The 25,482-nt window shown below is 71.9% G+C and carries 21 protein-coding genes; 7 read left to right on the top strand and 14 right to left on the bottom strand.

Annotated elements, in window-relative coordinates; all coding sequences use genetic code 11:
• Positions 1 to 72: 72 nt before the first annotated feature.
• From AC068A_RS02750 to AC068A_RS02705, 10 genes are all read right to left on the bottom strand, one after another.
• Positions 73 to 1,854 carry an IucA/IucC family protein gene (locus tag AC068A_RS02750; protein WP_478579742.1) on the bottom strand — a complete coding sequence of 594 codons (1,782 nt, stop codon included), beginning with the start codon at positions 1,852 to 1,854 and terminating at the stop codon, positions 73 to 75.
• Complete coding sequence (locus tag AC068A_RS02745) at positions 1,851 to 2,435, bottom strand: GNAT family N-acetyltransferase (RefSeq protein ID WP_478579740.1); 585 nt, start codon at positions 2,433 to 2,435, stop codon at positions 1,851 to 1,853. The genes AC068A_RS02750 and AC068A_RS02745 overlap by 4 nt, the downstream gene beginning before the upstream one ends.
• Entirely contained in the window at positions 2,432 to 3,751 is a 1,320-nt protein-coding gene (locus AC068A_RS02740; protein WP_478579737.1) for a lysine N(6)-hydroxylase/L-ornithine N(5)-oxygenase family protein, read from the bottom strand. Before AC068A_RS02740 ends, AC068A_RS02745 begins: the two co-directional genes overlap by 4 nt.
• Entirely contained in the window at positions 3,735 to 5,216 is a 1,482-nt protein-coding gene (locus AC068A_RS02735; protein ID WP_478579735.1) for a pyridoxal phosphate-dependent decarboxylase family protein, read from the bottom strand. The genes AC068A_RS02740 and AC068A_RS02735 overlap by 17 nt, the downstream gene beginning before the upstream one ends.
• A gap of 175 nt (positions 5,217 to 5,391) precedes the next feature.
• Positions 5,392 to 6,300 carry a siderophore-interacting protein gene (locus AC068A_RS02730; RefSeq protein WP_478579733.1) on the bottom strand — a complete coding sequence of 303 codons (909 nt, stop codon included), beginning with the start codon at positions 6,298 to 6,300 and terminating at the stop codon, positions 5,392 to 5,394.
• Between the two features lie 127 nt (positions 6,301 to 6,427).
• The gene (locus AC068A_RS02725) at positions 6,428 to 7,474 is read right to left on the bottom strand and encodes an ABC transporter substrate-binding protein (protein ID WP_478579730.1); all 1,047 of its coding nucleotides are present in this window, start codon (positions 7,472 to 7,474) and stop codon (positions 6,428 to 6,430) included.
• Between the two features lie 129 nt (positions 7,475 to 7,603).
• On the bottom strand, positions 7,604 to 8,764 hold the full coding sequence (locus AC068A_RS02720; RefSeq protein ID WP_478579728.1) for an acyl-CoA dehydrogenase family protein: 1,161 nt from the start codon (positions 8,762 to 8,764) through the stop codon (positions 7,604 to 7,606).
• A gap of 7 nt (positions 8,765 to 8,771) precedes the next feature.
• Positions 8,772 to 9,713, bottom strand: coding sequence for a hydroxymethylglutaryl-CoA lyase (locus AC068A_RS02715; protein ID WP_478579726.1), 942 nt, complete (start codon positions 9,711 to 9,713; stop codon positions 8,772 to 8,774).
• Positions 9,710 to 11,818, bottom strand: coding sequence for an acetyl/propionyl/methylcrotonyl-CoA carboxylase subunit alpha (locus tag AC068A_RS02710; RefSeq protein ID WP_478579723.1), 2,109 nt, complete (start codon positions 11,816 to 11,818; stop codon positions 9,710 to 9,712). Before AC068A_RS02710 ends, AC068A_RS02715 begins: the two co-directional genes overlap by 4 nt.
• A gap of 27 nt (positions 11,819 to 11,845) precedes the next feature.
• Positions 11,846 to 13,477, bottom strand: coding sequence for a carboxyl transferase domain-containing protein (locus AC068A_RS02705; protein ID WP_478579720.1), 1,632 nt, complete (start codon positions 13,475 to 13,477; stop codon positions 11,846 to 11,848).
• Positions 13,478 to 13,576: 99 nt separating this feature from the next.
• Here AC068A_RS02705 and AC068A_RS02700 point away from each other — a divergent pair, with 99 nt between their 5' ends.
• Positions 13,577 to 14,155, top strand: a complete 579-nt coding sequence (locus AC068A_RS02700; protein ID WP_478579717.1) for an SACE_7040 family transcriptional regulator — start codon at positions 13,577 to 13,579, stop codon at positions 14,153 to 14,155.
• 56 nt (positions 14,156 to 14,211) lie between these two features.
• Positions 14,212 to 15,024, top strand: a complete 813-nt coding sequence (locus AC068A_RS02695; protein WP_478579716.1) for a phosphatase — start codon at positions 14,212 to 14,214, stop codon at positions 15,022 to 15,024.
• A 76-nt stretch (positions 15,025 to 15,100) separates the two neighbouring features.
• Here the strand turns inward: AC068A_RS02695 and nadE are convergent, their stop codons facing one another.
• The 3 genes from nadE to AC068A_RS02680 all read right to left on the bottom strand — a co-directional run bounded on the left by nadE (position 15,101) and on the right by AC068A_RS02680 (position 18,080).
• Entirely contained in the window at positions 15,101 to 15,931 is an 831-nt protein-coding gene (gene nadE / locus AC068A_RS02690; RefSeq protein ID WP_478579713.1) for an ammonia-dependent NAD(+) synthetase, read from the bottom strand.
• A 106-nt stretch (positions 15,932 to 16,037) separates the two neighbouring features.
• Entirely contained in the window at positions 16,038 to 16,916 is an 879-nt protein-coding gene (locus tag AC068A_RS02685; protein ID WP_478579711.1) for an acyl-CoA thioesterase, read from the bottom strand.
• A gap of 6 nt (positions 16,917 to 16,922) precedes the next feature.
• On the bottom strand, positions 16,923 to 18,080 hold the full coding sequence (locus AC068A_RS02680) for an acyl-CoA dehydrogenase family protein (protein WP_385425498.1): 1,158 nt from the start codon (positions 18,078 to 18,080) through the stop codon (positions 16,923 to 16,925).
• A gap of 286 nt (positions 18,081 to 18,366) precedes the next feature.
• On the opposite strand from AC068A_RS02680, the gene AC068A_RS02675 reads away from it, so the two are divergent.
• Both AC068A_RS02675 and AC068A_RS02670 read left to right on the top strand, forming a co-directional pair.
• The gene (locus tag AC068A_RS02675) at positions 18,367 to 19,503 is read left to right on the top strand and encodes a serine hydrolase domain-containing protein (protein WP_478579707.1); all 1,137 of its coding nucleotides are present in this window, start codon (positions 18,367 to 18,369) and stop codon (positions 19,501 to 19,503) included.
• Positions 19,504 to 19,584: 81 nt separating this feature from the next.
• Positions 19,585 to 20,352: an alpha/beta fold hydrolase gene (locus AC068A_RS02670; RefSeq protein WP_478579704.1), complete on the top strand. Its 768-nt coding sequence runs from the start codon at positions 19,585 to 19,587 to the stop codon at positions 20,350 to 20,352.
• 162 nt (positions 20,353 to 20,514) lie between these two features.
• On the opposite strand, the gene AC068A_RS02665 is transcribed toward AC068A_RS02670, so the two are convergent.
• Positions 20,515 to 21,978: a helix-turn-helix domain-containing protein gene (locus tag AC068A_RS02665; protein ID WP_478579701.1), complete on the bottom strand. Its 1,464-nt coding sequence runs from the start codon at positions 21,976 to 21,978 to the stop codon at positions 20,515 to 20,517.
• A 273-nt stretch (positions 21,979 to 22,251) separates the two neighbouring features.
• Here AC068A_RS02665 and speB point away from each other — a divergent pair, with 273 nt between their 5' ends.
• Genes speB through AC068A_RS02650 form a run of 3 tightly spaced genes read left to right on the top strand, consistent with a single transcriptional unit; the run spans position 22,252 to position 25,477 of the window.
• Positions 22,252 to 23,229 carry an agmatinase gene (gene speB / locus AC068A_RS02660; RefSeq protein WP_478579698.1) on the top strand — a complete coding sequence of 326 codons (978 nt, stop codon included), beginning with the start codon at positions 22,252 to 22,254 and terminating at the stop codon, positions 23,227 to 23,229.
• A gap of 60 nt (positions 23,230 to 23,289) precedes the next feature.
• Positions 23,290 to 24,975, top strand: a complete 1,686-nt coding sequence (locus AC068A_RS02655; RefSeq protein ID WP_478579696.1) for a thiamine pyrophosphate-binding protein — start codon at positions 23,290 to 23,292, stop codon at positions 24,973 to 24,975.
• A 58-nt stretch (positions 24,976 to 25,033) separates the two neighbouring features.
• A complete protein-coding gene (locus AC068A_RS02650) occupies positions 25,034 to 25,477 on the top strand; it encodes a hypothetical protein (RefSeq protein ID WP_478579693.1) in 444 nt (147 codons plus the stop codon).
• Positions 25,478 to 25,482: the final 5 nt, after the last annotated feature.

The following is a 25,482-nucleotide window of genomic DNA, read 5'->3' as shown; positions in this document are numbered from 1 at the left end:
ACGCGGACGCTAGCAGGAGGGGGCGGGCGGTGCTTCCGAGGGACCGTATCGAAAGCACCGCCCGCCCCTCGTTCACCGGCGCGCGAAGGGCGCGACGGGGTTCTTGAGGTTGCCGATCAGCTGGAGGGCGGCCGACGGGTCGGCCAGGTCGACCATCTGCTTGTTGTTGCGCAGCTGGAGCCGGTTGAGGCAGGACAGCTGGAATTCCTCCGCGAACAGGTCGTACCGCTCGAAGCGCTCCGCGAGCTGCGGCACCGAGTCCTGGTAGGCGTGGGCGCAGTCCGCGACCGCCTGCCAGAACACGTCCTCCTCGCAGACTCCCTCCGTGGCGAGGATGGGGCCCAGGAAGCGGAAGAAGCAGTCGAACACGTCCGTGAAGATCGACAGCAGCTTCATGTCCTCCGGGATGTCCGCCCGGATCCGCTCCACCGCCGGCGGCAGGACCGCGTCCGGGTCCATGACCACGATCTCCTCGGCGATGTCCTTGAAGATCGCCCGCTTCACCACGCCGTTCTCGATGACGAGGATGGTGTTCTCGCCGTGCGGCATGTACGCCAGGTCGTACTGGTAGAAGCAGTGCAGCAGCGGGACCAGGTAGGCCCTCAGGTAGTGGCGCAGCCACTCCTGCGGGGTCAGGCCCGACTCGGCGATCAGGGCGGCGGCGAAGGACCGGCCCTCGGAGTCCACGTGGAGCAGCGAGGCCATCGTCGCCAGGCGCTCGCCCTCCTTCAGGGACGCGACGGGGGACTCGCGCCACAGCGCGGCCAGCATCTTGCGGTACGGCGAGTAGCGGTCCGTGGCGCGCTCGTACTGGCGGTGGTGGTAGCCGATCGCCGCCCGCTCGCGGATGATCGAGAAGTCCACCGACCGGAGCACCTCGTCGCCCTCGATCAGGCGGTGCAGCCAGTCGTTGATCGCCGGGGTGGCCTCCATGTAGGCGGCGGACAGGCCGCGCATGAAGCCCATGTTGAGGACCGAGATCGCCGTCTTGACGTAGTACTTCTCGGGGGCGCTGGTGTTGAAGAAGGTCCGGATGGACTGCTGCGCCAGGTAGCTGTCCGTGCCCTCGCCCAGCAGCACCAGACGGCGGCCCGCGATCTCCGCGGCGAAGGTCACCGTGGTCTTGTTCCACCACTGCCAGGGGTGGATGGGCAGCAGGTGGTAGTCCGCCAGGTCCAGGCCCTGGGCGGCCATCCGCGCCTCGAAGACCGCGAGGGTCTCCTCGCCCAGCTCCGCCCGCATGAACGAGTCGTGCTCCAGGCCGGCGCCCGCCGTGAAGGTGGAGACGTCCTTGCGGGCCGCCACCCACACCAGGTGGACGGGGCTCGCGGCCTCCGGTGCGTACGAGCGGTAGTCGTGGACGCCGAAGCCGAGGCGGCCGTTGTTGGCCACGAAGCAGGGGTGGCCCTCGGTCATGCCCGTCTCGATGTCCTGGAACGAGGACTTCGCCAGGACGGCGGCCGGCACCTGCGGCTTGGTGTACTTGAAGCCCGAGCCGGCCAGCGTGGAGGAGATCTCCTCCAGGTAGACCGGCAGGACCTCGGCGCTCAGGCCCAGCGTCCCGCGCAACTCGATGTGGAAGTCGAGGGCGTCCAGCGGGAGCTCGGCGCCGTCCCGGAGGCGGGTGACCGAGGCCTCGTCCACCGCCCAGTGGTCGAGGGCGTGGCGGGTGGCAGTGAAGCGGTACTCCACCGTGCCGTCGTCGCTGTGGACCGCGTAGGACCCGTCGCCGAGCGGCTTCGGGGTCAGCAGGCGCTCGTGGGAGAACTCCGCCAGGGCCTTGCGGACCAGCGCGCGGTTCGCCCGCTCCCACAGCTCGGGGGAGAGGTGGGAGATCGCGTCGGCGAGGTTCATGCCGCCACTCCCGCCAGGCCGGTGGCCGCCTCGAACTGCTCGCGGGTGCAGAAGCTCAGCAGGGCTTCCTTCTCCGGCTTCTGCACCGGGCCGTCCACGACGAAGCCGACGGCCTCGTTCAGGGCGTGCACGGCCGCGTTGCCCACGTCCGGCTCGACCACGACGCGGAGGGTCTCCGGGTCGGCGAACAGGGCGGCCATCACGGTGGTGATCACGGCGCGGGTGAAGCCGTGCAGCGGCGTGTCGCTGGGCGCGACGAGGAAGTGCATGCCGACGTCGCCGGGCCGGGCGTCGTACAGGCCGACCAGCTCCAGCCTGCTCGGGTCGTAGCGCTCCATCAGGAAGGCGGGGCGGCCCTCGTGGAGGCCGATGAACGCGTCGTGGTGCTCGGCGGCCGCGATCCTCATGTACTCGCGCTCGACGTCGGGCAGCGAGGCGTCCTGCATCATCCAGAACGCCGCCTTGGGGTGGGTGACCCAGCCGTGGAGCAGCTCCGCGTCGGAGAACGGGTCCAGGGGCCGGATGGCGAAGGTGCCGAGGGCCGCGTCGGTGCGGGAGTACAGGGACTCGGTGGTGCTCATATGTGCGTGCCTTCCGGGGCCGCGAACTGCTGGAACGCGATGGACTTCTCGACCTTGTAGTACTCGCGGCCCAGCATCTCCTTGACGAGGTAGGCGTTGCGGTACGCGGCCATGCCCAGGTCGGGCGAGGTGATGGAGTGGTTGTGGACGGTGCCGTTCTGGAGGTAGACCTCGCGCCCGGTCACGTCGATGCTGTAGTTGCGGGCCGCGTCGGGGCGGCCGTGGCCGTCGAAGTTGAGGCGGCCGCGGATCGGCGCCAGGAACTCCGGCAGGACGAACTTGTAGCCCGTCGCGAGGATCAGGCCCTCGGTGGCGAGGGAGAAGTCACGCTCCTGCTCCTCCTGGCGCAGGCCCAGGGTGTACGTGCCGGTGGTGGTGTCGTACGCCGCCGAGTTCAGCGAGGTGTTGGTCAGCAGGGTGGTGGGCACCGGGCCGGGCAGGCTGACCTTCTTCTGGTAGAGCAGGTCGAAGATGGCGTTGATGAGCTCGCCGTCGATGCCCTTGAAGAGGTTCTTCTGCTGCGTCTCCAGGCGGTAGCGGGTCTCCTCGGGGAGGGCGTGGAAGTAGTCCACGTACTCCGGGGAGGTCATCTCCAGCGTCAGCTTGGTGTACTCCAGCGGGAAGAACCGCGGGGAGCGGGTGACCCAGTTGAGCTGGTAGCCGTGGACGTCGATCTCCGACAGCAGGTCGTAGTAGATCTCCGCGGCGCTCTGGCCCGAGCCGACCAGCGTGATGGACTTCTTCTTCTGGAGCTCCGCCTTGTGCTGCATGTAGGTGGAGTTGTGGATGAAGTCGCCGGCGAGCTGCCCGCAGGCGGCCGGGACGTACGGCGGGGTGCCGGTGCCCACGACCAGGCGGCGGGTCAGGTGGGTCTCGCCGCGGTCGGTGCTGACCGCGTACAGGCCCGCCTGCTCGTCGTACGTGACCTCGGTGACGGAGGTGGAGTACTGCACGTTGTCGAGCCGGTCGGCGGCCCAGCGGCAGTAGTCGTTGTACTCGGTCCGCAGCGGGTAGAAGTTCTCCCGGATGTAGAAGGAGTACAGCCGGTCCTGGTCCTTCAGGTAGTTCAGGAAGGAGAAGGGCGAGGTGGGGTCGGCCAGGGTGACCAGGTCCGACATGAACGGCGTCTGCAGGTGCGCGCCGTCCAGGAACATCCCGGCGTGCCACTCGAAGTGCGGCTTCGTCTCGATGAAGAGGCCGTCGAGCTCGTCGACCGGGGCGGTCAGGCAGGCGAGTCCCAGGTTGAAGGGACCGAGGCCGATACCGATGAAATCGTGCGGCCGGCGGGGGTCACGGGGCTCACGAGACGACTGCAAGGGATTCTCCCAGGTACTGCTCGGCGTGGGACGCGAGGAGGTCGAGCACGGCCTTGATGTCGGCCGTGGTGGTCTGCGGGTTGAGGAGGGTGAACTTCAGGTACTGCTTCCCGTCGACCCTGGTGCCGGCGACGACTGCCTCGCCGGAGGCGAACAGGGCCTTGCGGGCGTGCAGGTTGGCCTCGTCGACGAGGTCGTCGCGCACGTCGCCCTCGGGGACGTAGCGGAAGACCAGGGTGGAAATCTGCGGGCGGACGACGACCTCGTAGCGGGAGTCGGCGGCGATGACGTCCCAGCCGGCCGCGGCCAGGTCGACGACCTCGTCGAAGAGCTGCCCGATGCCGTCGGCGCCCATGGTGCGCAGGGTCATCCAGAGCTTGAGCGCGTCGAAGCGGCGGGTGGTCTGGATGGACTTGTCGACCTGGTTCGGGATCCGCTCCTCGGCCATGCGGCGCGGGTTGAGGTAGTCCGCGTGGTACGTGGCGTGCTTCAGGGTGTCGCGGTCGCGGACCAGCATCGCGCTGGAGCTGACGGGCTGGAAGAAGGACTTGTGGTAGTCGACCGTGACCGAGTCGGCGTGCTCGATGCCGTCGAGGAGGTGCCGGCGGGTGGGGGAGACCAGCAGTCCGCAGCCGTAGGCGGCGTCCACGTGCATCCACGCGGAGTGCTCGGCGGTCAGGCGGGCGATCTCGGGGAGCGGGTCGATGGACCCGAAGTCGGTGGTGCCGGCGGTGGCCACGACGGCCATCGGGTACAGGCCCTCGCGGACGCACTCCTCCAGCTCCAGGGCGAGGACGGAGGTGTCCATGCGGCGGTTGCGGTCGACCGGGACGGCGATGACGGCCTCGTAGCCGAGTCCGAGCATGGCGGCCGACTTCTTGACGCTGAAGTGGCTGGCCTCGGAGGTGAAGATGCGCAGCCGGGGCAGGACCTCGGACTTGGCCGGGGCGCGCCCGCTGCCCTGCATGATCTTCCGGCAGGCCTCGTCGCGGGCCAGGAGCAGCGCGTGGAAGTTGGACTGGCTGCCGCCGGAGGTGAAGATGCCGTCCGCGGCCGGTCCGAGGCCGATCCGCCCGGCGGTCCAGTCGATCAGGCGGCGCTCGATGAGGGTGCCGCCGATGGACTGGTCCCACGTGTCCAGGGAGGAGTTGACGGCCGAGAGGATCGCCTCGCCGAGGACGGCGGGGATGACGACCGGGCAGTTGAGGTGGCCCAGGTAGCGAGGGTGGTGGAAGTACACCGCGTCGCGCAGGTAGACCTCCTCCAGCTCGTCGAGGACGGCGGCCGGGTCCTCGAGCGGCCGGTCCAGGTCGATCCCGTTGATGACCGGGGCGAGTTCGTCGACCGATATCCCGGTGTGGGGACCCTGGACGGTCGCGAGTTTGGCCGCGACGCGCTCGACGCCCTCGGTGACGGAGCGGCGGTAGTGCTCCGAGGTCGTCTCGTTCAGGAGATGCGAGCGCATCAACTTTCCTCCGGGCAGGGGGAGAAGGGTGGGACAGATGTTTCTTAGGTTAGCCTAACCTAAGTTGCAAGCCAAATAGAGGCGGGCCCTGGCCGGAAATGCCAGGGCCCGCCGGAGAGCTGTCGAGAGTGTCGGGGGGTGCGCGGTGAAGGCGCGTGCGGCTGCCGGGAGTCCGCTACAGCTCGGCGCCGGGGTCCTCGCTGGGCGCCTGGCCCGCGTACGCCTCGGCGAGGAGCTCCTCCTCGCTCGCACCCAGGCGCCAGTAGCCGGTGAAGCGCACCGCGCGCCGGTCGATGGAACGTTCCTGCACCAGGTGGCGGCGCACCGCGCGGATCGTGCCGGCCTCGCCCGCCAGCCAGGCGTACGGGGTCCCGGAGACGGGCAGTTCGGCCGCGCGCACCGTGTCCACGACGCGCTCGGTGCGGCCCGGGCCGGCCTCCCGCACGATCCAGGTGATGTCCGTGGCCGCCGGGGCGGACAGGTCGAGCCGGTCGTCGGCGTGCGGCACCTCGAAGAAGGCCTTGACCCGCATGCCGGAGTCGAGCCCCGCCAGGATGGCCGCGGCAGCGGGCAGCGCCGTCTCGTCCGCGTACATCACCAGCGCGTCGGTGCCCGCGGGCGGCTGGAAGCGCACGGACTTGTTCTCCGCGACGGCCGGCCCGATCGCCAGGATCCGGCGGCCGGTCACCGCCCGCCCGGCCCAGGAGGAGGCCGGGGAGGAGTCCCCGTGCAGCACGAAGTCGATGTCGACCTCGACCGCCCCCTCGGCCGTCGTGCGCTGCTCGCGCACGGTGTAGGAGCGCATCACCGGGCGCTCCCCGTCCGGCATCCCGCGCCAGCCCGCGAACCAGGTGTCCTCGTCCGTGGACGGGAGTTCGGTGTGCTCCCGGTGGGCGGGCGGCAGGAAGAGCGACAGGCTCTGGTCCCGGCCGCCCGAGCGGAAGCCCGCGAGGGACTCGCCGCCGAAGGTGACCCGCAGGAACGAGTGGCCGAGGCGGCGGGTGCGGACCACTTCCATCGTGAAGAAGCGGAAGTGGGCCACGGCCTCGGCGGCCTCGGCGCTCTCGGGCGCGGTGGCGGTCATGCGGAGTCCCCCTGGGAGTCGAGTGGGCGCCGGACCCGGGGCGGTTGCCGCGGGCCCGGCGCCGGTGGCCGGTGGTGCCGTCAGGCCGGTGGGTGCCGTCAGGCCTGTGGTGCCGTCAGGCCGGTGGTCAGCTGACCTTCTTGGCGCCCTGGATGGCCTTGGCCAGGTCCTCCAGGATCTTGGTGCACTTCTCGTACGAGTAGATCGGCTCGGTCACGCGCGGGGCGACCTGGCCGGCCTTGACGGCGGGCAGCTCGGTCCAGGTCGGCTTGGCCTTCAGGTCCTCCGGCTGCGCGGTGCCGGTGCGGTTGTCGAGCAGGACCAGGTCGGCCTTGTACTTGCCGGCGTTCTCCCAGCTGAGGCTCTCGAAGAAGCCGCCCTGGTCGAGCTTGTCCTTCTCCGGGACGACGAACTCGACGCCCAGGGTCTCGAAGTACTTCAGGTCGGCCGAGGTCTTCGGGGTGGAGACGTAGAACAGGTCGGCGGTGCCGGAGCCGACGAGCACCTTGATGCCCGGGTTGGCCTTGGTGGCCTCGCGGACCTTGGCGGCGGCGGCCTCGAAGGCGGCCTTGGCGTCGGTGGTCTTCTTGGTGTTCAGGTCGGCGCCCAGGGCCTTGGCCAGGTCGGCCGTGCGCTGCAGGGCCTTGTCCATGGAGGCGTCGCCGCCCGTGCCGATCGCGGCGGCCGGGGCCAGCTTCAGGATCTTGTCCTTGGAGGCCTCCGGGACGTACCAGTAGGTGCCGTCCCAGGTGTTGGTGACCAGCAGCTCGGGCTGGAGGGCGGCGTACTTCTCGACGTTGAACTCGTCGTAGACGTTGCCGAGGATCTCCACCTTGGAGATGTCCATCGAACCGGCCGTCACATCGGGCTTGCCGTCGGCGGTCTTGGTCGGGCCGAAAACGCCCTTGACCTGGACGCCGTAGTCGTAGAGCGCGGCGGCGGTGCCGGTGTAGGCCACGACGTTCTTCGGCTGGGCCTTGAGGCTGATGTCCTTGCCGAGGTCGTCCTTGAAGGTCCAGGCGCCCGAGGCCGCGGCACCCTTGTCCTTGTCGCCCTCGCTCTTCGCCGAGTCGGAGCCGCCGCCGCACGCGGTCAGCGCCGCGACGAGGCCGAGAGCGCCGCCGGCGGCGATGAGACCGCGACGGGTGAAGGGGGAGGTACGGGACTTGGGCATTTTGGTGTCCGCTTTCAGTACGTGCCGGGGCGACCACGGGGCCGTTCGCTGGGAAGGTTAGCCTAACCTTGGCTGAAAACGGTAAGGGGGCCCTAAGTTTCTTCGGGCCCCCTTGTGCTATACGCGAGTTCAGGCCGAGAAGCCCAGCTCCCGGGCGATGAGCATGCGCTGCACCTCGCTGGTGCCCTCGCCGATCTCCAGGATCTTCGAGTCGCGCCACATCCGGGCCACCGGGTACTCGTTCATGAACCCGTAGCCGCCGTGGATCTGCGTGGCCTCACGCGCGTTGTCGACCGCGACCGTCGAGGAGTACAGCTTCGCGATCGCCGCCTCCTTCTTGAACGGCTCGCCGGCGACGAGGCGGGAGGCGGCGTCGCGCCAGCCGATTCGAGCCATGTGCGCGCGCATCTCCATGTCCGCCAGCTTGAACTGGATGGCCTGGTTGTCGCCGATCGGCCGGCCGAACGCCTGCCGCTCCCTGGCGTACTTGACCGACTCGTCCACGCAGCCCTGCGCCAGGCCCGTGGCCAGCGCCGCGATGGCGATGCGGCCCTCGTCGAGGATCCGCAGGAACTGGGCGTACCCGCGGCCTTCCTGGCCCACCAGGTTCGCCAGCGGCACCCGGACGCCGTCGAAGGACAGCTCCCGGGTGTCGGAGGCGTTCCAGCCCACCTTGGAGTACGGGGCCGCCACCGTGAAGCCCGGGGTCCCGGACGGCACGATGATGGAGGAGATTTCCGGGCGGCCGTCCGGCTTGCGTCCTGTCACCGCGGTGACCGTGACCAGGCCGGTGATGTCCGTACCCGAGTTGGTGATGAAGCACTTCGAGCCGTTGATGACCCACTCGTCGCCGTCGCGGACGGCGGTGGTGCGGGTGCCGCCGGCGTCGCTGCCCGCACCCGGCTCGGTCAGGCCGAAGGCGCCGAGCATCTCGCCCGCGCACAGCTTCGGCAGCCACTGCTGCCTCTGCTCCTCCGTGCCGAACAGGTAGATCGGCATGGCACCCAGGGAGACGCCCGCCTCCAGGGTGATGGCGACCGAGGAGTCGACGCGGGCCAGCTCCTCCAGGGCGATGCCGAGGGCGAGGTAGTCGCCGCCCATGCCGCCGTACTCCTCGGGGAAGGGCAGACCGAACAGGCCCATGCTGCCCATCTCGCGGACGATCTCGTAGGGGAACTCGTGCCGCTCGTAGAAGTCGCCGATCTTGGGCGCGACGACATCGTGCGCGAACGCCTCCACGGTGCGGCGGAGTTCCTCGTGCTCGGGGGAGAGCCGGTGGTCGAGGGACATGTCTTCGTTACTCCTTGTGGGAGAGGGCGCGGACGGTTCTGGAGGGGCTCGGACGCCCCAGCTGTTCGGCCATCCACACGCTCGTGGCGGTGAGGGCGGCCAGGTCGACCCCGGTCTCGATGCCGAGGCCGTCGAGCATCCACACCAGGTCCTCGGTGGCGAGGTTCCCGGTGGCGCTCTTCGCGTACGGGCAGCCGCCGAGGCCGCCGGCGGAGGCGTCGACCGTGGTCACGCCGTGCTGGAGCGCGGCGAGGGTGTTGGAGAGGGCCTGGCCGTAGGTGTCGTGGAAGTGCACGCCGATCCGGTCGGTCGGCACGCCCTCCTCGTTGAGCTCGGACAGGAGCGCCTGCACGTGCCCGGGAGTGGCGACGCCGATGGTGTCGCCGAGGCTCAGCTCGTCGCAGCCGAGGTCGAGCAGGGCCTTGGCGACGCGGACCACCTGGTGGACCGGGACCGCACCCTCCCAGGGGTCGCCGAAGCACATGGACAGGTAGCCCCGCACATGCGCCTTCCCCTGCTTGGCCCGGGCCACGACGGGCTCGAACATGGCCAGGGACTCGGCGATCGTCCGGTTGAGGTTGCGGGAGGCGAAGGTCTCGGTCGCCGAGCCGAACACGGCGATCCGCTCCGCGCCGAGGGCCAGCGCCCGGTCCAGCCCGCGCTCGTTCGGCACCAGCACCGGCAGGTGCACCCCGGCCCGGGCGAGGTCGTCGAGCCGCGGGAACAACTCCTCGGCGTCCGCCAGTTGGGGTACCCACTTGGGGTGGACGAAGCTGGTGGCCTCGACCGTGGTCAGCCCGGCTGCGGCCAGCCGGCGGATGAACTCCGCCTTGACCGCGGTCGGTACGGCCGACTTCTCGTTCTGGAGCCCGTCGCGGGCCCCGACCTCGTGGATCCGCACCCGCGCCGGCAGGCCGGCGGCCGGGATGGTCATGGGCAGCCCGTTCATGCGCCCTCCTCCTCTGCGTCCTCGGGGGTGACCACGGCCAGGACCTGGTCCATGGCGACCGTGGTGCCCGGGGAGACGTCCAGCTCGGTGACGGTGCCGGCGTGCGGGGCGGAGATGACGTGCTCCATCTTCATCGCCTCAACGACCAGCAGGCTCTGGCCGGCGGCGACCCGGTCGCCGACCGCGACCTTCACGACGGTGACGGTGCCCGGCATCGGCGCCGCGAGGGTGTCGGCCCCCGCGTGGCCGCGGCCGCCGAGGGCCGCCGCGACCGGGTCGTGGTGCTGGACGTGCCAGCTGTCGCCGTCGCGGCCCAGCCAGGTCCCCTCCGGGGAGGCGGCGTGGCTGAAGGTGTGCGTGACGCCGTCGAGTTCGATGGTGAGGTGGTCGGCGGTGCGGCTGACGATCCGGCCCGCGGCCGGCCCGCCGGGGCCCTGCCCCGGACCCCGCGCCTCAATCACCGGCGGGGCTTGGTTCTGCCCGGCGCCGCTGTCGTGTGCGGGCTCCAGGAACTCCAGCCCTTCGCCCCGCCGGCGGGTGCGGATCGTGACCGGGTCCTGGCCCGGGAGGCGGAAGTGGTGCACCGTCCAGGCCGGGGTGCCGCCCATGCGCCAGCCGTTGCCCGAACCGAACGGGTCGGCCCAGGCGGGGTCCGGGGCGGAGCCCCGGTTCCGGGAAGGGGCGGCGTGGGGGAAGGACGTCCGGCCCAGCAGGGCGGCCGCCGCGTACACCTCTGACGGAACCCCCTCCGGCAGGAGGCCCGGCAGGTCGCGCTCGACCAGACCGGTGTCCATGTTCCCGGACACCACGTCCGGGTGGGCCAGCAGCCGCCGCAGGAAGCCGGCGTTCGTCTGCACACCCAGGATCACGGTGTCGGCCAGCGCCCCCCGCAGCACCCGCAGGGCGGCGGCCCGGTCCGGCCCGTACGCGATCACCTTCGACAGCATCGGGTCGTACGTGGAGCCCACGTCCACCCCGGCCGTCAGCCCGGAGTCCGTCCGCACCGACCGACCCGACGGCTCCGACAGCGCCAGCACCGTGCCGCCGGACGGCAGGAAGCCGCGGGCCGGGTCCTCCGCGCAGATACGGGCCTCGATGGCGTGCCCGGTCAGCGTCACGTCGTCCTGCGTGAGGCCGAGCTCGCCGCCGGCCGCCACCCGCAGCTGGAGCTCCACCAGGTCCAGGCCGGTGATCAGCTCCGTCACCGGGTGCTCCACCTGGAGGCGGGTGTTCATCTCCATGAAGTAGTAGGAGGACGGGTCCCCGCCGGGGACGATGAACTCCACCGTGCCCGCGCCGACGTACCCGCACGCCCGCGCCGCCTCCACCGCCGCCGCACCCATGGCGGCCCGGATCTCCGGGGTCAGCAGGACCGAGGGGGCCTCCTCGATGACCTTCTGGTGGCGCCGCTGGAGCGAGCACTCGCGCTCGCCCAGGTGCACCACGTTGCCGTGGGCGTCGGCCATCACCTGGATCTCGATGTGCCGCGGCCGGTCCACCCAGCGCTCCACGAGCAGCGTGTCGTCGCCGAAGGAGGAGCGGGCCTCGCGGCGGGCCGCCGCGATCTCGTCCGCGAGCAGCGCACCGTCGCGGACCAGGCGCATGCCCTTGCCGCCGCCGCCCGCGGAGGGCTTGAGCAGCACCGGCATACCGATCTTCTCGGCGGCCGCGACGAGTTCGGCATCGGACAGGCCGCTGCCGGAGGAGCCGGGGACCACGGGCACACCTGCGGCCCGTACGGTCTCCTTCGCCCGGATCTTGTCGCCCATCAGGGAGATCGCGGACGCGGGCGGGCCGATGAAGGACAGGCCCGCCCCGGCGCAGGCCTCGGCGAACGCCGCGTTCTCCGCGAGGAAGCCGTAGCCGGGGTGGACGGCCTCGGCGCCGGTGCGCCGGGCCGCGTCGAGCAGCCGCTCCACGGACAGGTAGCTCTCGGCGGCCGCGGCCGGGCCGATGCGGACGGCCGTGTCGGCCTCCCGTACGTGCCGGGCGTCCGCGTCGGCGTCGCTGAACACGGCCACGGACCGGATCCCGAGCTCCCGCAGGGTGCGGATGACCCGGACCGCGATCTCGCCCCGGTTGGCCACAAGGACAGTGCTGAACATTGGGGTCCTCACGTCACAGGTCTCAGGTCACATACGGAAGATGCCGAAGGCCGGCTGCGCCGGGTCCCTCTGCGGCAGCGGCGCGTTCGCGCACGCCGTCAGGGCCAGGCCCAGCACCTGCCGGGTCTCCAGGGGGTCGATGACGCCGTCGTCCCACAGCCGGGCCGTGGCGTAGTAGGCGTTGCCCTGCTCCTCGTACTGGGCGCGGACCGGGGCCTTGAAGGCCTCCTCGTCGTCCAGCGGCCACTCCTGGCCGGCGGCCTCCAACTGGTCGCGCTTGACCGTGGCCAGGACGGAGGCGGCCTGCTCGCCGCCCATCACCGAAATCTTGGCGTTGGGCCACATCCACAGGAAGCGGGGGCTGTACGCCCGGCCGCACATCGAGTAGTTGCCCGCGCCGTACGAGCCGCCGACGACCACCGTCAGCTTCGGCACGCGCGTGCAGGCCACGGCGGTGACCATCTTCGCGCCGTGCTTGGCGATGCCGCCGGCCTCGTAGTCGCGGCCGACCATGAAGCCGGAGATGTTCTGGAGGAACAGCAGCGGGATCCCGCGCTGGTCGCACAGCTCGATGAAGTGGGCGCCCTTCTGGGCGGATTCGGCGAAGAGGATGCCGTTGTTGGCGATGATGCCGACCGGGTGGCCGTGGATCCGGGCGAAGCCGGTGACCAGCGTGGTGCCGAACTCCGCCTTGAACTCCTGGAAGCGGGAGCCGTCGACGATCCGGGCGATGATCTCGCGGGCGTCGTAGGGGGTGCGGGAGTCGACGGGGACCGCGCCGTACAGGCCGTACGGGTCCGCCTTCGGCTCCTCGGCGGGCTCGACCGACCAGGGCAGGGCCCCGCGCTCGGGCAGGGTCGCCACGATGTTCCGCACGATCCGCAGCGCGTGCGCGTCGTCCTCCGCGAGGTGGTCGGTCACGCCGGAGACGCGGCTGTGCACCTCGCCGCCGCCGAGCTCCTCGGCCGTGACCACCTCGCCGGTGGCCGCCTTCACCAGCGGCGGGCCGCCGAGGAAGATCGTGCCCTGGTTGCGGACGATGACCGCTTCGTCGCTCATCGCCGGCACGTACGCGCCGCCGGCGGTGCAGGAGCCGAGGACGGCCGCGATCTGCGGGATGCCGGCGCCGGACATGCGGGCCTGGTTGTAGAAGATGCGGCCGAAGTGCTCGCGGTCGGGGAAGACCTCGTCCTGCATGGGGAGGAAGGCGCCGCCGGAATCGACCAGGTAGAGGCAGGGGAGACGATTCTCCAGCGCGACTTCCTGGGCCCGCAGGTGCTTCTTGACCGTCATCGGGTAGTAGGTGCCGCCCTTGACCGTGGCGTCGTTCGCGACGATCACGCACTCCCGTCCGCTGACCCGGCCGATGCCGGCGATCACACCGGCGGCCGGGGCCGCGCCCCCGTACATGCCCTCGGCTGCCAGCGGGGCCAGCTCGAGGAAGGGGGAGCCGGGGTCCAGGAGGGTGTCCACCCGGTCGCGGGGCAGCAGCTTCCCGCGCGCGGTGTGGCGGGCGCGGGCCTTCTCGCCGCCGCCGAGCCGGGCCGCGTCCAGGCGGGCGCGCAGGCCCTCGGCGAGTTCGCGGTGGGCGGCCTCGTTGGTGCGCCAGGCCTCGGACGCCGGGTCGGCGGCGCTCGTGAGGACGGGTGCCTGCTGCATCGGTCGAGCTCCCTTGCTCGGTCCACGCGGTTAATGAGCGTTAACCTCTGTGGAGCCAAGGTTAACGATCGCTAACGGCCCTGTCTAGAATGGATTCCCATGAGCACTTCAGCGGCCGCCCCGACCCGTCGCGAGCAGATCCTCAGTGAGGCAGCCCGCCTCTTCGCCGAACGCGGATTCCACGGCGTCGGTGTGGACGAGATAGGCGCCGCGGTGGGCATCAGCGGCCCCGGGCTGTACCGGCACTTCGCGGGCAAGGACGCCATGCTCGCGGAGCTGCTCGTCGGCATCAGCGAGCGGCTGCTGACCGGCGGGCGCCGCCGGGTGGAGGAGGCCGACGGGGACCCGTCCGCGGTCCTGGCCTCGCTGATCGACAGCCACATCGACTTCGCGCTCGACGACCGCGCGCTGATCACCCTGCACGACCGGGAGCTCGACCGGCTCCGCGAGGCCGACCGCAAGCTGGTACGCCAGCTCCAGCGCAAGTACGTCGAGCTGTGGGTGGATGTCGTACGGTCCCTGCACCCGCAGGTCGGCGAGGCCGAGGTGCGGGTGGCCGTGCACGCCGTCTTCGGCCTGCTGAACTCCACTCCGCACCTGGCGGCGCTCGGCCGGGAGGCGACGGAGGCGCTGCTGCGCCGGCTCGCGCACGGGGCGTTCGGGGCGCTGACCGCGTGACACGACGCGTCCGACGGCTGGGATGGAACCGGCGCATCCGGGGTCGCGGCGGCAGAATGGGCCGCATGCCGAAGCCGATAGAGACGTCCGTACCCGCCCGCGCCGAGCTCATCGAACACCTGGTTCGCACGCGGATCGCCGGACAGGTCGCCACCCCGCGCGAGAACAACCTGTCCCACTACCGCAAGCTCGCCAACGGCGACCGGCACTACTGGCTCGGCCTGGAACTGGGCGACCGCTGGACCGACGAGCAGGACGTGCTCGCGGTGATGGCCGAACGCTGCGGGGTCGTCGACGACCCCGAGCACCGGCAGGGCCAGGACACCATCGACCCGGAACTGACCGTGGACGCCCTCGACCGGATGGCGGCCCGGCTGCACAAGGCGGCCCTGGACCGCCAGCGCGTCCTGCTGGCCACCGGCCACCCGGGCGGTCTGCTCGACGTCCACCGGGCCACCGCCGACGCCCTGCGGGCGGCGGGCTGCGAGATCGTCGTGATCCCGTCCGGGCTGACGGCCGACGAGGCCTCGGTGTGGCAGTTCGCCGACATCGCGGTACTGGAGCGGGGCGCCACCCTGTGGCACACCCACTCCCCGGCGCCGATGGCCGCGATCCTCGACGGCCTCGCCGCGGCCGGCCGCCCGCAGCCGGACCTGGTCGTCGCCGACCACGGCTGGGCGGGCTGCGCCGCACAGCGCGGGCTGGACGCGGTGGGGTACGCGGACTGCAACGACCCCGCCCTGTTCCTCGGCGAGGCGGAGGGCACCCTCCAGGTGGTGGTCCCGCTGGACGACCACGTCCGCGACCCGCGCTTCTACGACCCGATGGTCGCGTACCTGCTGAACGCGGCGGGTCTCCTGGAGGGCTGAGCCCGGACTGAAGGGGCGCTCCAGGACCTCTCCGGCGGGCGCGCGCCCCGCGCACGTCCGCCGGGAGGTCCGGGCCTCAGGGGGCGATGGGCAGCCGGCGCTTGTGGTCGGTCAGGCGGTAGCGGCGGACGATCGTCTCGAAGGCCCGCTCGTCCACCGGCTTGCCCTCCAGGAAGTCGTCGATCTGGTCGTACGTGACCCCGAGCGCGTCCTCGTCGGCCTTGCCCGGGTCGAGGGTCTCCAGGTCGGCCGTCGGCGTCTTCCACACCAGCCCGGCCGGCGCGCCCAGCGCGTCCGCGACGGCGCGCACCCGCCGCTTGGTCAGACCGGTCAGCGGGACCACGTCCGCGGCGCCGTCGCCGAACTTGGTGAAGAAGCCGGAGACCGCCTCGGCGGCGTGGTCGGTGCCGACGACCAGGCCGTCGTGCGCGCCGGCCGCCGCGTACTGGGCGATCATGCGCTGGCGGGCCTTGATGTTGCCGTGCACGAAGTCCTGGTGGTGGGCGTCGCGGAAGCTCACGCCGGCGGCCGCCGTGGCGTCGAGGGCGGCGTCGCTCGCGGGCTTGATGTCCACGGTCAGCACCCGGTCGGCCCGGATGAAGGAGAGCGCGAGCTGGGCGTCGTGCTCGTCGGCCTGGACCCCGTAGGGCAGCCGCATCGCGTAGAACACCGCCTCGTGTCCGGCGGCCCGGGCCCGCTCGACGGCGAGCTGGCACAGCCGGCCGGTGGTGGTGGAGTCCACGCCGCCGCTGATGCCGAGCACGAGGGAGCGCAAGCCCGCGGAGGTCAGCCGCTCGGTGAGGAAGGCCACCCGGCGCTCGATTTCCCGCTCGGCGTCGAAGGCCTCGGCGACCTCCAGTTCCCGGGCGATCTCCTGCTGGAGGGCGATGGACGCCGGCTCGCTCACGTCTGCTCCTTGTTCCGGCCGCGGTGTGCTGTCGCGCCCACCCTACCGAGGGGGTGTCCGGGGGCCGGGGCCGGACGGCCGCCCGGACCGCCCCGGCCGGGGCGCGTCAGGCGCGCGGGACGCGTACGACGCCCTCCTGGATCACCGTCACGGCCAGCCGGCCGTCCTGCGTCCAGATGCGCGCCTGGCCGAGGCCCCGCCCGCCGTGCGAGGTGGGGGAGTCCTGGTCGTACAGCAGCCACTCGTCGGCCCGGAACGGCCGGTGGAACCACATCGCATGGTCCAGCGAGGCCCCGACCACGTCGCCGACCGCCCAGCCGCCCCGGCCGTGCGCGAGCAGCACCGAGTCGAGCAGGGTCATGTCCGAGACGTACGTGGCCAGACAGGTGTGCAGCAGCGGGTCGTCGCCCTCCAGCTTGCCGGCCGTCCGGAACCACACCTGTGAGCGCGGCTCCACCGGCTCGCCGATGGTGCCCCACGGCGGGGTCGTCGCGTACCGCAGGTCCACCGCGGCGCGCGACTCCAGCAGCCGGTCCACCGCGCCCGGGTCCAGGAACAGGTCCCGATGGGCGGGCAGGGACTCGGCCGCGGTCGGCAGGCTCTCCGGGTCCGGGGCGTCCGGCATCGCGACCTGGTGGTCGAGGCCTTCCTCGTACACCTGGAAGGAGGCCGAGAGATGGAAGATCGGCTGGCCGTGCTGGACGGCGACGACCCGCCGCGTGGTGAAGGAGCGCCCGTCGCGGATCCGGTCCACGGAGTAGACGATGGGCGCGCCCGGGTCGCCCGTGCGCAGGAAGTACGAGTGGAGCGAGTGCGCGGTGCGGTCCCCGGGCACGGTCCGGCCGGCCGCGACCAGGGCCTGGGCCGCGACCTGTCCGCCGAAGACGCGCGGCACCAGGGACGTGCGGCTGGTGCCGCGGAAGATGTTCTCCTCGATCTGCTCCAGGTCGAGCAGATCGAGGAGATCCGTGAGTGCCTCGCTCAAGGGGACTTACAGCCCCATCGACTTGGCGATGATCGACTTCATGATCTCGCTGGTGCCGCCGTAGATGCGGTTGACGCGGTTGTCGGCGTACAGGCGGGCGATCGGGTACTCGTTCATGTAGCCGTAGCCGCCGTGCAGCTGGAGGCACCGGTCGATGACGCGGTGGGCGACCTCGGTGCAGAACAGCTTCGCGGAGGCTGCCTCGGCCGGGGTCAGCTCGCCGGCGTCCAGGGCCTCCAGGGCGCGGTCGGCGACGGCCTGGGCGGCGTCCACCTCGGCCTGGCAGGCGGCCAGTTCGAACTTCGTGTTCTGGAAGTGGGCGACCGGCTTGCCGAAGACGGTGCGCTCGGTCACGTACTGCTGGGCGAACCGGACGGCCGCGGCGGCCTGGGCGTACGCGCCGAAGGCGATGCCCCAGCGCTCGGAGGCCAGGTTGTGGCCGAGGTAGTAGAAGCCCTTGCCCTCCTCGCCGAGCAGGTCCTCGACCGGGACCTTGACGTCGACGAAGGCCAGCTCGGCGGTGTCGGAGGTCTTCAGGCCCAGCTTGTCGAGCTTGCGGCCGATGGAGTAGCCCTCGGACTTGGTGTCCACGGCGAAGAGGGAGATGCCGAAGCGGCGGTCCTGCTCGCTCGGGGCGGAGGTGCGGGCGCAGACGATGACGCGGTCGGCGTGCACACCGCCGGTGATGAAGGTCTTGGCGCCGTTGAGGACGTAGTGCGTGCCGTCCTCGGAGAGCTTGGCGGTGGTCTTCATGCCCGCGACGTCGGAGCCGGTGCCCGGCTCGGTCATCGCCAGCGCCCACATCTCCTCGCCGGAGACGAACTTCGGGAGGAAACGCTTCTTCTGCTCGTCGGTGGCGAGCATCTTGATGTAGGGCAGGGCGAGCAGGACGTGCACGCCGGAGCCGCCGAAGTTGACGCCCGCGCGGGAGGTCTCCTCGTAGAGGACGGCCTCGAACTTGTGGGTGTCCAGGCCGGCGCCGCCGAACTCCTCGGGGACGTTGATGCCGAAGACGCCCAGCTCGCCGAGCTTGTAGTAGAAGTCGCGGGGCGCCTGGCCGGCGGCGAACCACTCGTCGTAGACGGGTACGACCTCGGCCTCGATGAAGGCGCGGATGGTCTCCCGGAAGGCCTCGTGGTCCTCGTTGAACACCGTACGGCGCACGGCCGGCTCCCTTCGTCGCGGCGGTCCGCCGCTTATGTCTAAGCGCTTGCTCATACAAAGTTACCGGCGAGTTGTCGACTCTGTCCAGAGCCGTGCAGACGGTATGACAAGCGCCACCTCCCCAGGTCGGCAGCCCGGCGGCGCCCTCAGGGCCGTCCCCGCCAACTCCCCTGACCCGGAGCCCGGTTACCCGCAGGGGGCGGCTCCTCTCCACGGACGATCCGACGGCCGCACGCGATCACCAGGATGGAATCCGTCCACAGCAGCAGCCAAGCCAGGAGCCCGTATGAACCGCCGCACCCGCACCGCCCTCGCCGCCGCCCTCCTCCTCGGCCTCACCGCCGGCCCCCTGGGCGCCACCGCCTTCGCCGCCGCGGCCCCCGCCCCTGCCGCCGTCACCGTGCAGGGCCCCGACAGCGCGGCGCTGCGCGCGGCCCTCGCCGGGCTGCCGGACCAGGACGCCACGGCGGCCCTGGTCCGCGTCGGCGGGAACGGCCGGTGGACGGGCACCGCCGGCGTACGCGACCTCAGGACCGGAGCCCCCGCCCTCGCCGACGCCCGCTTCCGGGCCGGCTCGACCACCAAGGTCGTCACCGCGGCGGTGGTCCTCCAGCTCGCCGCCGAGGGCAGGGTCGACCTGAACGCCCCGGTCCAGCGCTACCTCCCGGACCTCCTCCCGGCCTCCTTCACCGAGCCGATCACGGTCCGGAACCTCCTCAACTTCACCAGCGGCATCCAGTCGGGCATCAGCTTCGGCGACACCGTGGAGGAGGAGTACCCGCACCGCTTCGAGACGATCACCCCCCAGCAGGCGGTGGCCTCCGGGACGGCCAAGGGCCCGGCCTTCTCCCCGGGCACCAAGCAGCAGTACAACAACATCAACTACACGATCCTCGGCATGCTGATCGAGAAGACCACCGGCGACACCTACGCCCACCAGGCCGAGGTCCGGATCTTCCGCCCGCTCGGCATGACCGGCACCTCCTTCCCCAAGGGCACCGACCCCCGCATCCACGGCCCGCACAACCGCGGCTACCAGCTCATGAACGGCAAGCCGGTCGACGTCACCCAATGGAACATGTCCGACCGCTTCGCCGCCGGTGACATGATCTCCACCACCCGCGACCTGGAGCGCTTCCTCGTCGCCCTCTTCCGCGGCCAGGTCGTCCCGGAGCCCCAACTCGCCGAAATGTTCACGATCCCGAACATCCCCGGGGCCACCCGCAGCGCCAGCCTCGAACGCCACGTCATCAACGGCCAGGAGGTCTGGGGCAAGACCGGTGCCCGCCCCGGCTACCACACGGTGATCGCCGCCACCCGCGACCTCTCCCGCACCCTCGTCTACTCGGTCAACAGCACCGACGCCAAGGGCGACGGCCTGAAGACCATCCAGCGCTTCGCCTTCCCGGCCTTCAACCGCTGAGACCCGGATCGCGGGCGCGCCGATGAATTCCTCCCGCGCTCGCGGTCTACCGTCACGACACACTGACGAAGGAGCCAACCCATGGGTACGTACATCCAGCTCGGCGCGGTGAAGACCTGGTACGACGAGCACGGCGCGGGCGACCCCCTCGTCCTCCTGCACGGCGGCCTGGTCGACGCCCGCTTCTTCGAACCGAACCTGCCCGCCCTCGCGCGCCACTTCCACGTCTACACCCCGGAACGCCGAGGCCACGGCCACACCCCGGACGTACCCGGCCCCATCACCTACCAGCTGATGGCCGACGACACGATCGCCTTCCTCGAAACGGTGGTCGGCGAGCCCGCCGACCTGGTCGGCCACAGCGACGGCGCCCTCGTCGCCATGCTGGTCGCGATGCAGCGCCCGGAACTCGTCAAGCGCCTGGTCCTGATCAGCGGCGGCTTCAACAAGTCAGGCGAGGCGATGCCCGACATGGAGTGGGACGTCGACCAGCTCTTCGCGTTCCTCGGCCCGGCCTACGGCGAGGTCTCCCCGGACGGCATCGACCACTTCAAGACCGTCGCCACGAAGATCGGCGACATGGCCGCCAAGGAGCCGAACCTCCAGGCCTCCGACCTGTCGGCGGTCACGGCCCGCACCCTCGTCATGTTCTCCGACGACGACCTGGTCACCCCACAACACATGATCGACACATACGACGCCCTCCCCCACGCCGAACTCGCCGTCGTTCCCGGCACCTCCCACTTCCTCACCCAGGAGAAGCCGGCCCTGGTCAACGCCATCGTCCTGGACTTCCTCACGAACGACCCGGTCCCGACGGTGGCCGCCATCCGCCGCGCAGCCCACTGACGAACCCACCGCCAACGGCCCGCAGCCGCCACCCACCGGAAGCACGCAGCGATCCCCTGCGCACCACACCCCCGCCCGGCGGACGGCCCCAAGCGGCTTCGCTGATGCAGGCCGGCGGTATCCCGTAGGGGGCCACCGGGGCGGGACACCGCGCTCGGGGGATCACCGCGCCGGGTCCGCAGGGCCCGAGCCGGAGCCCGCCCCGCCCTCCCACCGCAACGCGAACCACAGCTCCGCCCGCGCATCCGGATCGTCCAGGTCCCGCCCGAGCAGCACCGCACAGCGGGCAACGCGCTGCCGGACCGTGTTCCGGTGCACTCCCAGGGCGGCGGCACTGCGGTCCCAGCTGCCGTGGTGGGCCAGCCAGCCCCGCAGCGTCTCGCGCAGCACGGGAGCCAGCGGGGCGAGCAGCGCCTCTGCATGCGCCCGGGCCTCGGCTTCGCCGACCAGGCCCGCGAAGCCGGGGTCGGTGTGGCGGGCCAGCGGGGCACGGGCCGCCTCGGCGCGGTCCAGGGCGCGCCGGGCCTGCGCGTCGGCGGTGGCCAGGGCTTCGGGCGCGGCCGGGGCACTGACCCCGAGCCGCCATCCGGGCTGCGGGCCGGGATCCCGGTCGGTGAGGAGCCGTACGGCGGGGCCGCCGGGACCGGGCCGCGGATCCAGCAGTACGGTCCCCAGCGCCGCGGCGAGGGCCCGCGGGTCGGGATCGGTGCCGCCGCCGCGGGCGTGGACCGCGTACCAGGGGCCGGGGCCCAGCACCTCCGCCGGTGAGCCGCCGAGCAGCAGCCGGGCCAGGGCGGCGGTGTCGTCCCCGGCCGGCCGCTCGGCGGTGAGCAAGGTCAGCAGGACGGCGGCGACCGAGGCGACGGTGTGGTCGCCGGGGGTACGGGACGGGGTGGCCGTTCCCAGGACGGCATGCCGCCCCGCATGCCGGCCGAGGGCGTACGCGGCGAGGTGCCGGCCCCCGGCCTGGTCGGTGGCGGTTGCGGGACCCCCGGCCCGGCCGACCCGGGCCAAGAGCGCATCCAGAGCGGCATCGCCACCAGCCGGCGGCGGGGTCCCCGCGGCCCGCCCGTCCGGCCACAGCACCACGTACCCGCCGAGGCTCGCCGCAAGGCGGGACAACACCGCCGGGACCGGATCCGGCCGGGCCGCGGCCGCGGCGAGGGCCTGCTGGGCCTCGGTCACGCGGCGCAGCTCACGGGTCCGCGCCTCGGCCATCAGCCGCCACACCGTGCGGGCGACCGCGGTGAACGGGGTGCGCGGCGGGACCTCCAGCAGCGGCAGCCCGTGCCGCGCACAGGCGTCGGCAAGCGCAGGCGGGACCTCCTCGTGCACGGGGGCCACACCGAACCCGAGGGCGGCAGCCCCGGCGGCAACGAGCCGGGCCACGTACCGGTCGTAGGGGGCGTAGGAGGCGGGACCGTGCCCACCGGGACCCTCGGCAGCAGGCTCGTTCCCGGGCCCGGCACCCGCAGTGAGCAGGAGCTCCCCGCCCAGCAGGTAGGGCGACGGATCGGCCATCTCGGAGGCGTGCACCCCGTGCACCCACGCCTCGGCCGGCCCGGCCAGATGCCGCAGCCCGAGCTCCCGGTCCCCGAGCAGCGCGCCCAGCGGCACAGGCGGCACGGGAGAGACGGCAGGCCCCACGCCCGAGGCCCCCGCTGGCCGCGAGGCCCCCGCCGCCCCCGTTGCCCCCGCCGCCCCCGTTGCTCCGGTCGTTGCCGTCGCCCGCGACACGGCAGAATTCTCCGGACCGGGCTTTTCCGGTATGCGAGGTTCGCCCATGGATACTCCGGACACGTCAGCAGGGTCGTATGTATGAAACGTACACTTCGCGCCCCCTTGGACGCGCCTTACGCTCGAAGGACCGCACAGTAGGACCTCCCGAAGGGCACCCCCATGAGCACCGAGCAGACGCCCCAGACGCCGCGCGGACCGGTCGACTCCTCCCGCATCCCGCGCTACGCGGGCCCCGCGACCTTCGCCCGGCTGCCCCGCCTGGACGAGGTCGGCTCGGTGGACGTCGCCGTCGTCGGCGTGCCCTTCGACTCCGGCGTGTCCTACCGCCCCGGCGCCCGCTTCGGCGGCAACGCCATCCGCGAGGCCTCCCGCCTGCTGCGCCCGTACAACCCGGCGCAGGACGCCTCCCCGTTCGCGCTCGCGCAGGTCGCCGACGCCGGTGACATCGCCGTGAACCCCTTCAACATCAACGAGGCCGTCGAGACGGTCGAGGCCGCCGCCGACGAGCTGCTGTCCGCCGGCTCCCGCCTGATGACCCTCGGCGGCGACCACACCATCGCCCTCCCGCTGCTCCGCTCGGTCGCGAAGAAGCACGGCCCGGTCGCCCTGCTGCACTTCGACGCCCACCTGGACACCTGGGACACGTACTTCGGCGCCGAGTACACGCACGGCACGCCGTTCCGCCGCGCCGTCGAGGAAGGCATCCTCGACACCGAGGCCCTCTCGCACGTCGGTACCCGCGGCCCGCTGTACGGCAAGCAGGACCTCGACGACGACGCCAAGATGGGCTTCGGCATCGTGACCTCCGCCGACGTGTACCGCCGCGGCGCGGACGAGATCGCCGACCAGCTGCGCCAGCGCATCGGCGACCGCCCGCTGTACATCTCCATCGACATCGACGTCCTGGACCCGGCGCACGCGCCCGGCACCGGCACGCCGGAGGCGGGCGGCATGACCTCCCGCGAGCTGCTGGAGATCATCCGCGGCCTGGCCTCCTGCAACCTGGTCTCCGCCGACGTGGTCGAGGTCGCCCCGGCGTACGATCACGCCGAGATCACCTCGGTCGCGGCCTCCCACACCGCGTACGAGCTGACCACGATCATGAGCCGCCAGATCGCCGCGGCGAAGGGCAAGTAAGCCCCTCCCGGCGTGTCGGCAGCGCCGCCAGGCACGTCAGCACGGAAGGCACGTAACAGCGTGACGCACGACCACGACCTGGTCCTCCGCCCCACCGACGCCCAGCGGGCGGCGGCCCTCGCGCCGCCGCCGGGCCGGACGGGCGGGGACCTGGTCGTGGAGACGCTGCGCGGGCTCGGTGCGACCACCGTGTTCGGGCTGCCGGGGCAGCACGCCCTCGGGCTGTTCGACGCGGTGGGCCGCTCCGACCTGCGGCTGATCACCCTCCGCGTCGAGAACAACGCCGGCTTCGCCGCCGACGCGTACGGCCGGCTCACCGGCGAGGCGGTGCCCCTCCTCCTGTCCACCGGCCCGGGCGCCCTGACCGCGCTCCCCGCACTCGCCGAGGCGGCGGCGGCTTCCTCGCCCGTACTGGCGATCTCCTCCCAAATCCCCACTGCGGGCCTGGGCGGCGGCCGGCGCGGCCACCTCCACGAGCTGCGCGACCAGGCCGCCTCCTTCCGGGACGTGGTCAAGTCCGTCCACCTCGCCCGGACCCCCTCCCAGATCCCCTCCACCATCGCCGAGGCCTGGGAGTCGGCGCTGACCGCCCCGCACGGGCCGGTGTGGGTGGAGATCCCGGAGGACGTGCTCCGCGCCGAAACGTTCATCCCGCAGGTCACCGGCATGGACGCCACCCCGCACGAGCTCGCCCCGCGCCCCGAGCTGACGGCCCTCGCCGCGCACTGGCTGGAGAACGCCGAACGCCCCGTGATCATCGCGGGCGGCGGCGTCATCCGCTCGGACGCAGCAGGCAAGCTGAAGCAACTCGCCGAACGCCTCTCCGCCCCCGTGGTCACCACCTTCGGCGGCAAGGGCGCCTTCCCCTGGACCCACCCGCTCTCCCTCCAGTCCTGGCTGGAGGACCGCCACACGACCGACTTCCTGGAGGACGCGGACGTCCTCCTCGTCGTCGGCTCCGGCCTGGGCGAGCTGTCCTCGAACTACCACACGTTTCGGCCCGGCGGCCGGGTGATCCAGATCGAGGCGGACCTCGGCAAGCTGGAGTCCAACCACCCCGCGCTCGGCATCCACGCGGACGCCCGCCTCGCGCTCCAGGCCCTCCTCGAAACCGTGGCCGAACGCCGGGACCCCACCGCCCCCGACCGCGTCCGCGCGGTCCTGTCTGCCGTCGCAGACCGGCTGGCCCCCCAGAACCTCACCCTGGAGCAGGACCTCCTCCACTCCATCAGGTCGGCCCTCCCGCCCCGCTCCCCGTCGTTCTGGGACATGACGATCCTGGCGTACTGGGCGTGGTCGGCCTTCGACCCGAAGCACCCGAACACCATGCACTCGGCCCAGGGCGCGGGCGGCCTCGGCTACGCCTTCCCCGCGGCCCTCGGGGCCTGCCTGGCCGAGCCGGGCACCCCGGTTTTGGCCGTCTCCGGCGACGGCGGCGCGATGTACTCCCTGGCCGAGCTGGCCACTGCCCGGCAGCACGACCTCGACGTCACCTGGCTGATCGTCGACGACGGCGGCTACGGCATCCTGCGCGAGTACATGACGGACGCCTTCGACGGCCGCACGACCGCGACGGAGCTGGACCGCCCCGACTTCGTGGCCCTGGCGGAATCCTTCGGCGTCCCGGCGACCCTGACCGCCCCGGACGCCCTCCGCGCGGACCTGGCGAAGGCTCTCGCCACCCCGGGCCCCTCGGTGGTGGTACTTCCGGCCAAACTCCGCATGTTCGCCCCCACGCACGGTTAAGGCTTGCTCAGGGCTCATAGAGTGCCGTGATCAGGTGGGCGAAGTGCGAGGGGGAGCAGTGTCGTTCGAGGAGGAGCGGGGCCGGAACACGCAGTCGGCCGCGACCGAGGGCCCGGCGCCGCAGATGCGGCTGAACCAGCTCGCCGCCGACCCGGGCGGCGGCTCCGGGACGCCCGGCGGGTACGGCGTGCTGGCCACGGCCCCTCCCGAGAAGAAGAAGGCGGCCAACACCATCGAGAACGTCCTGCAGCCCGGCACGACGAAGGCCGCGGACGCGGCGGACGAGCCGACCAAGAACGCGGTCAAGGCCTTCACCGGCTGGGATACGGCGGCCGGTCTGACGAAGGCGCACACGCACTGGGACGACCAGGTCAAGCGCCTGATGGCACGGCTGGACTCGGAGAAGACAGCCCTGCGCGGGGCGTCGAACCTGTTCACCGGGACCGACCAGCTGACGGGCCGGAGCTTTCAGCCGGTGCAGTCCAAGGTCACGGGACTCTAGGGGGA

The organism is Streptomyces sp. NPDC043854 (assembly GCF_056436005.1).
Note: the sequence above shows the minus strand (reverse complement) of the source record. Positions and strands in the feature narration are given on the sequence as shown.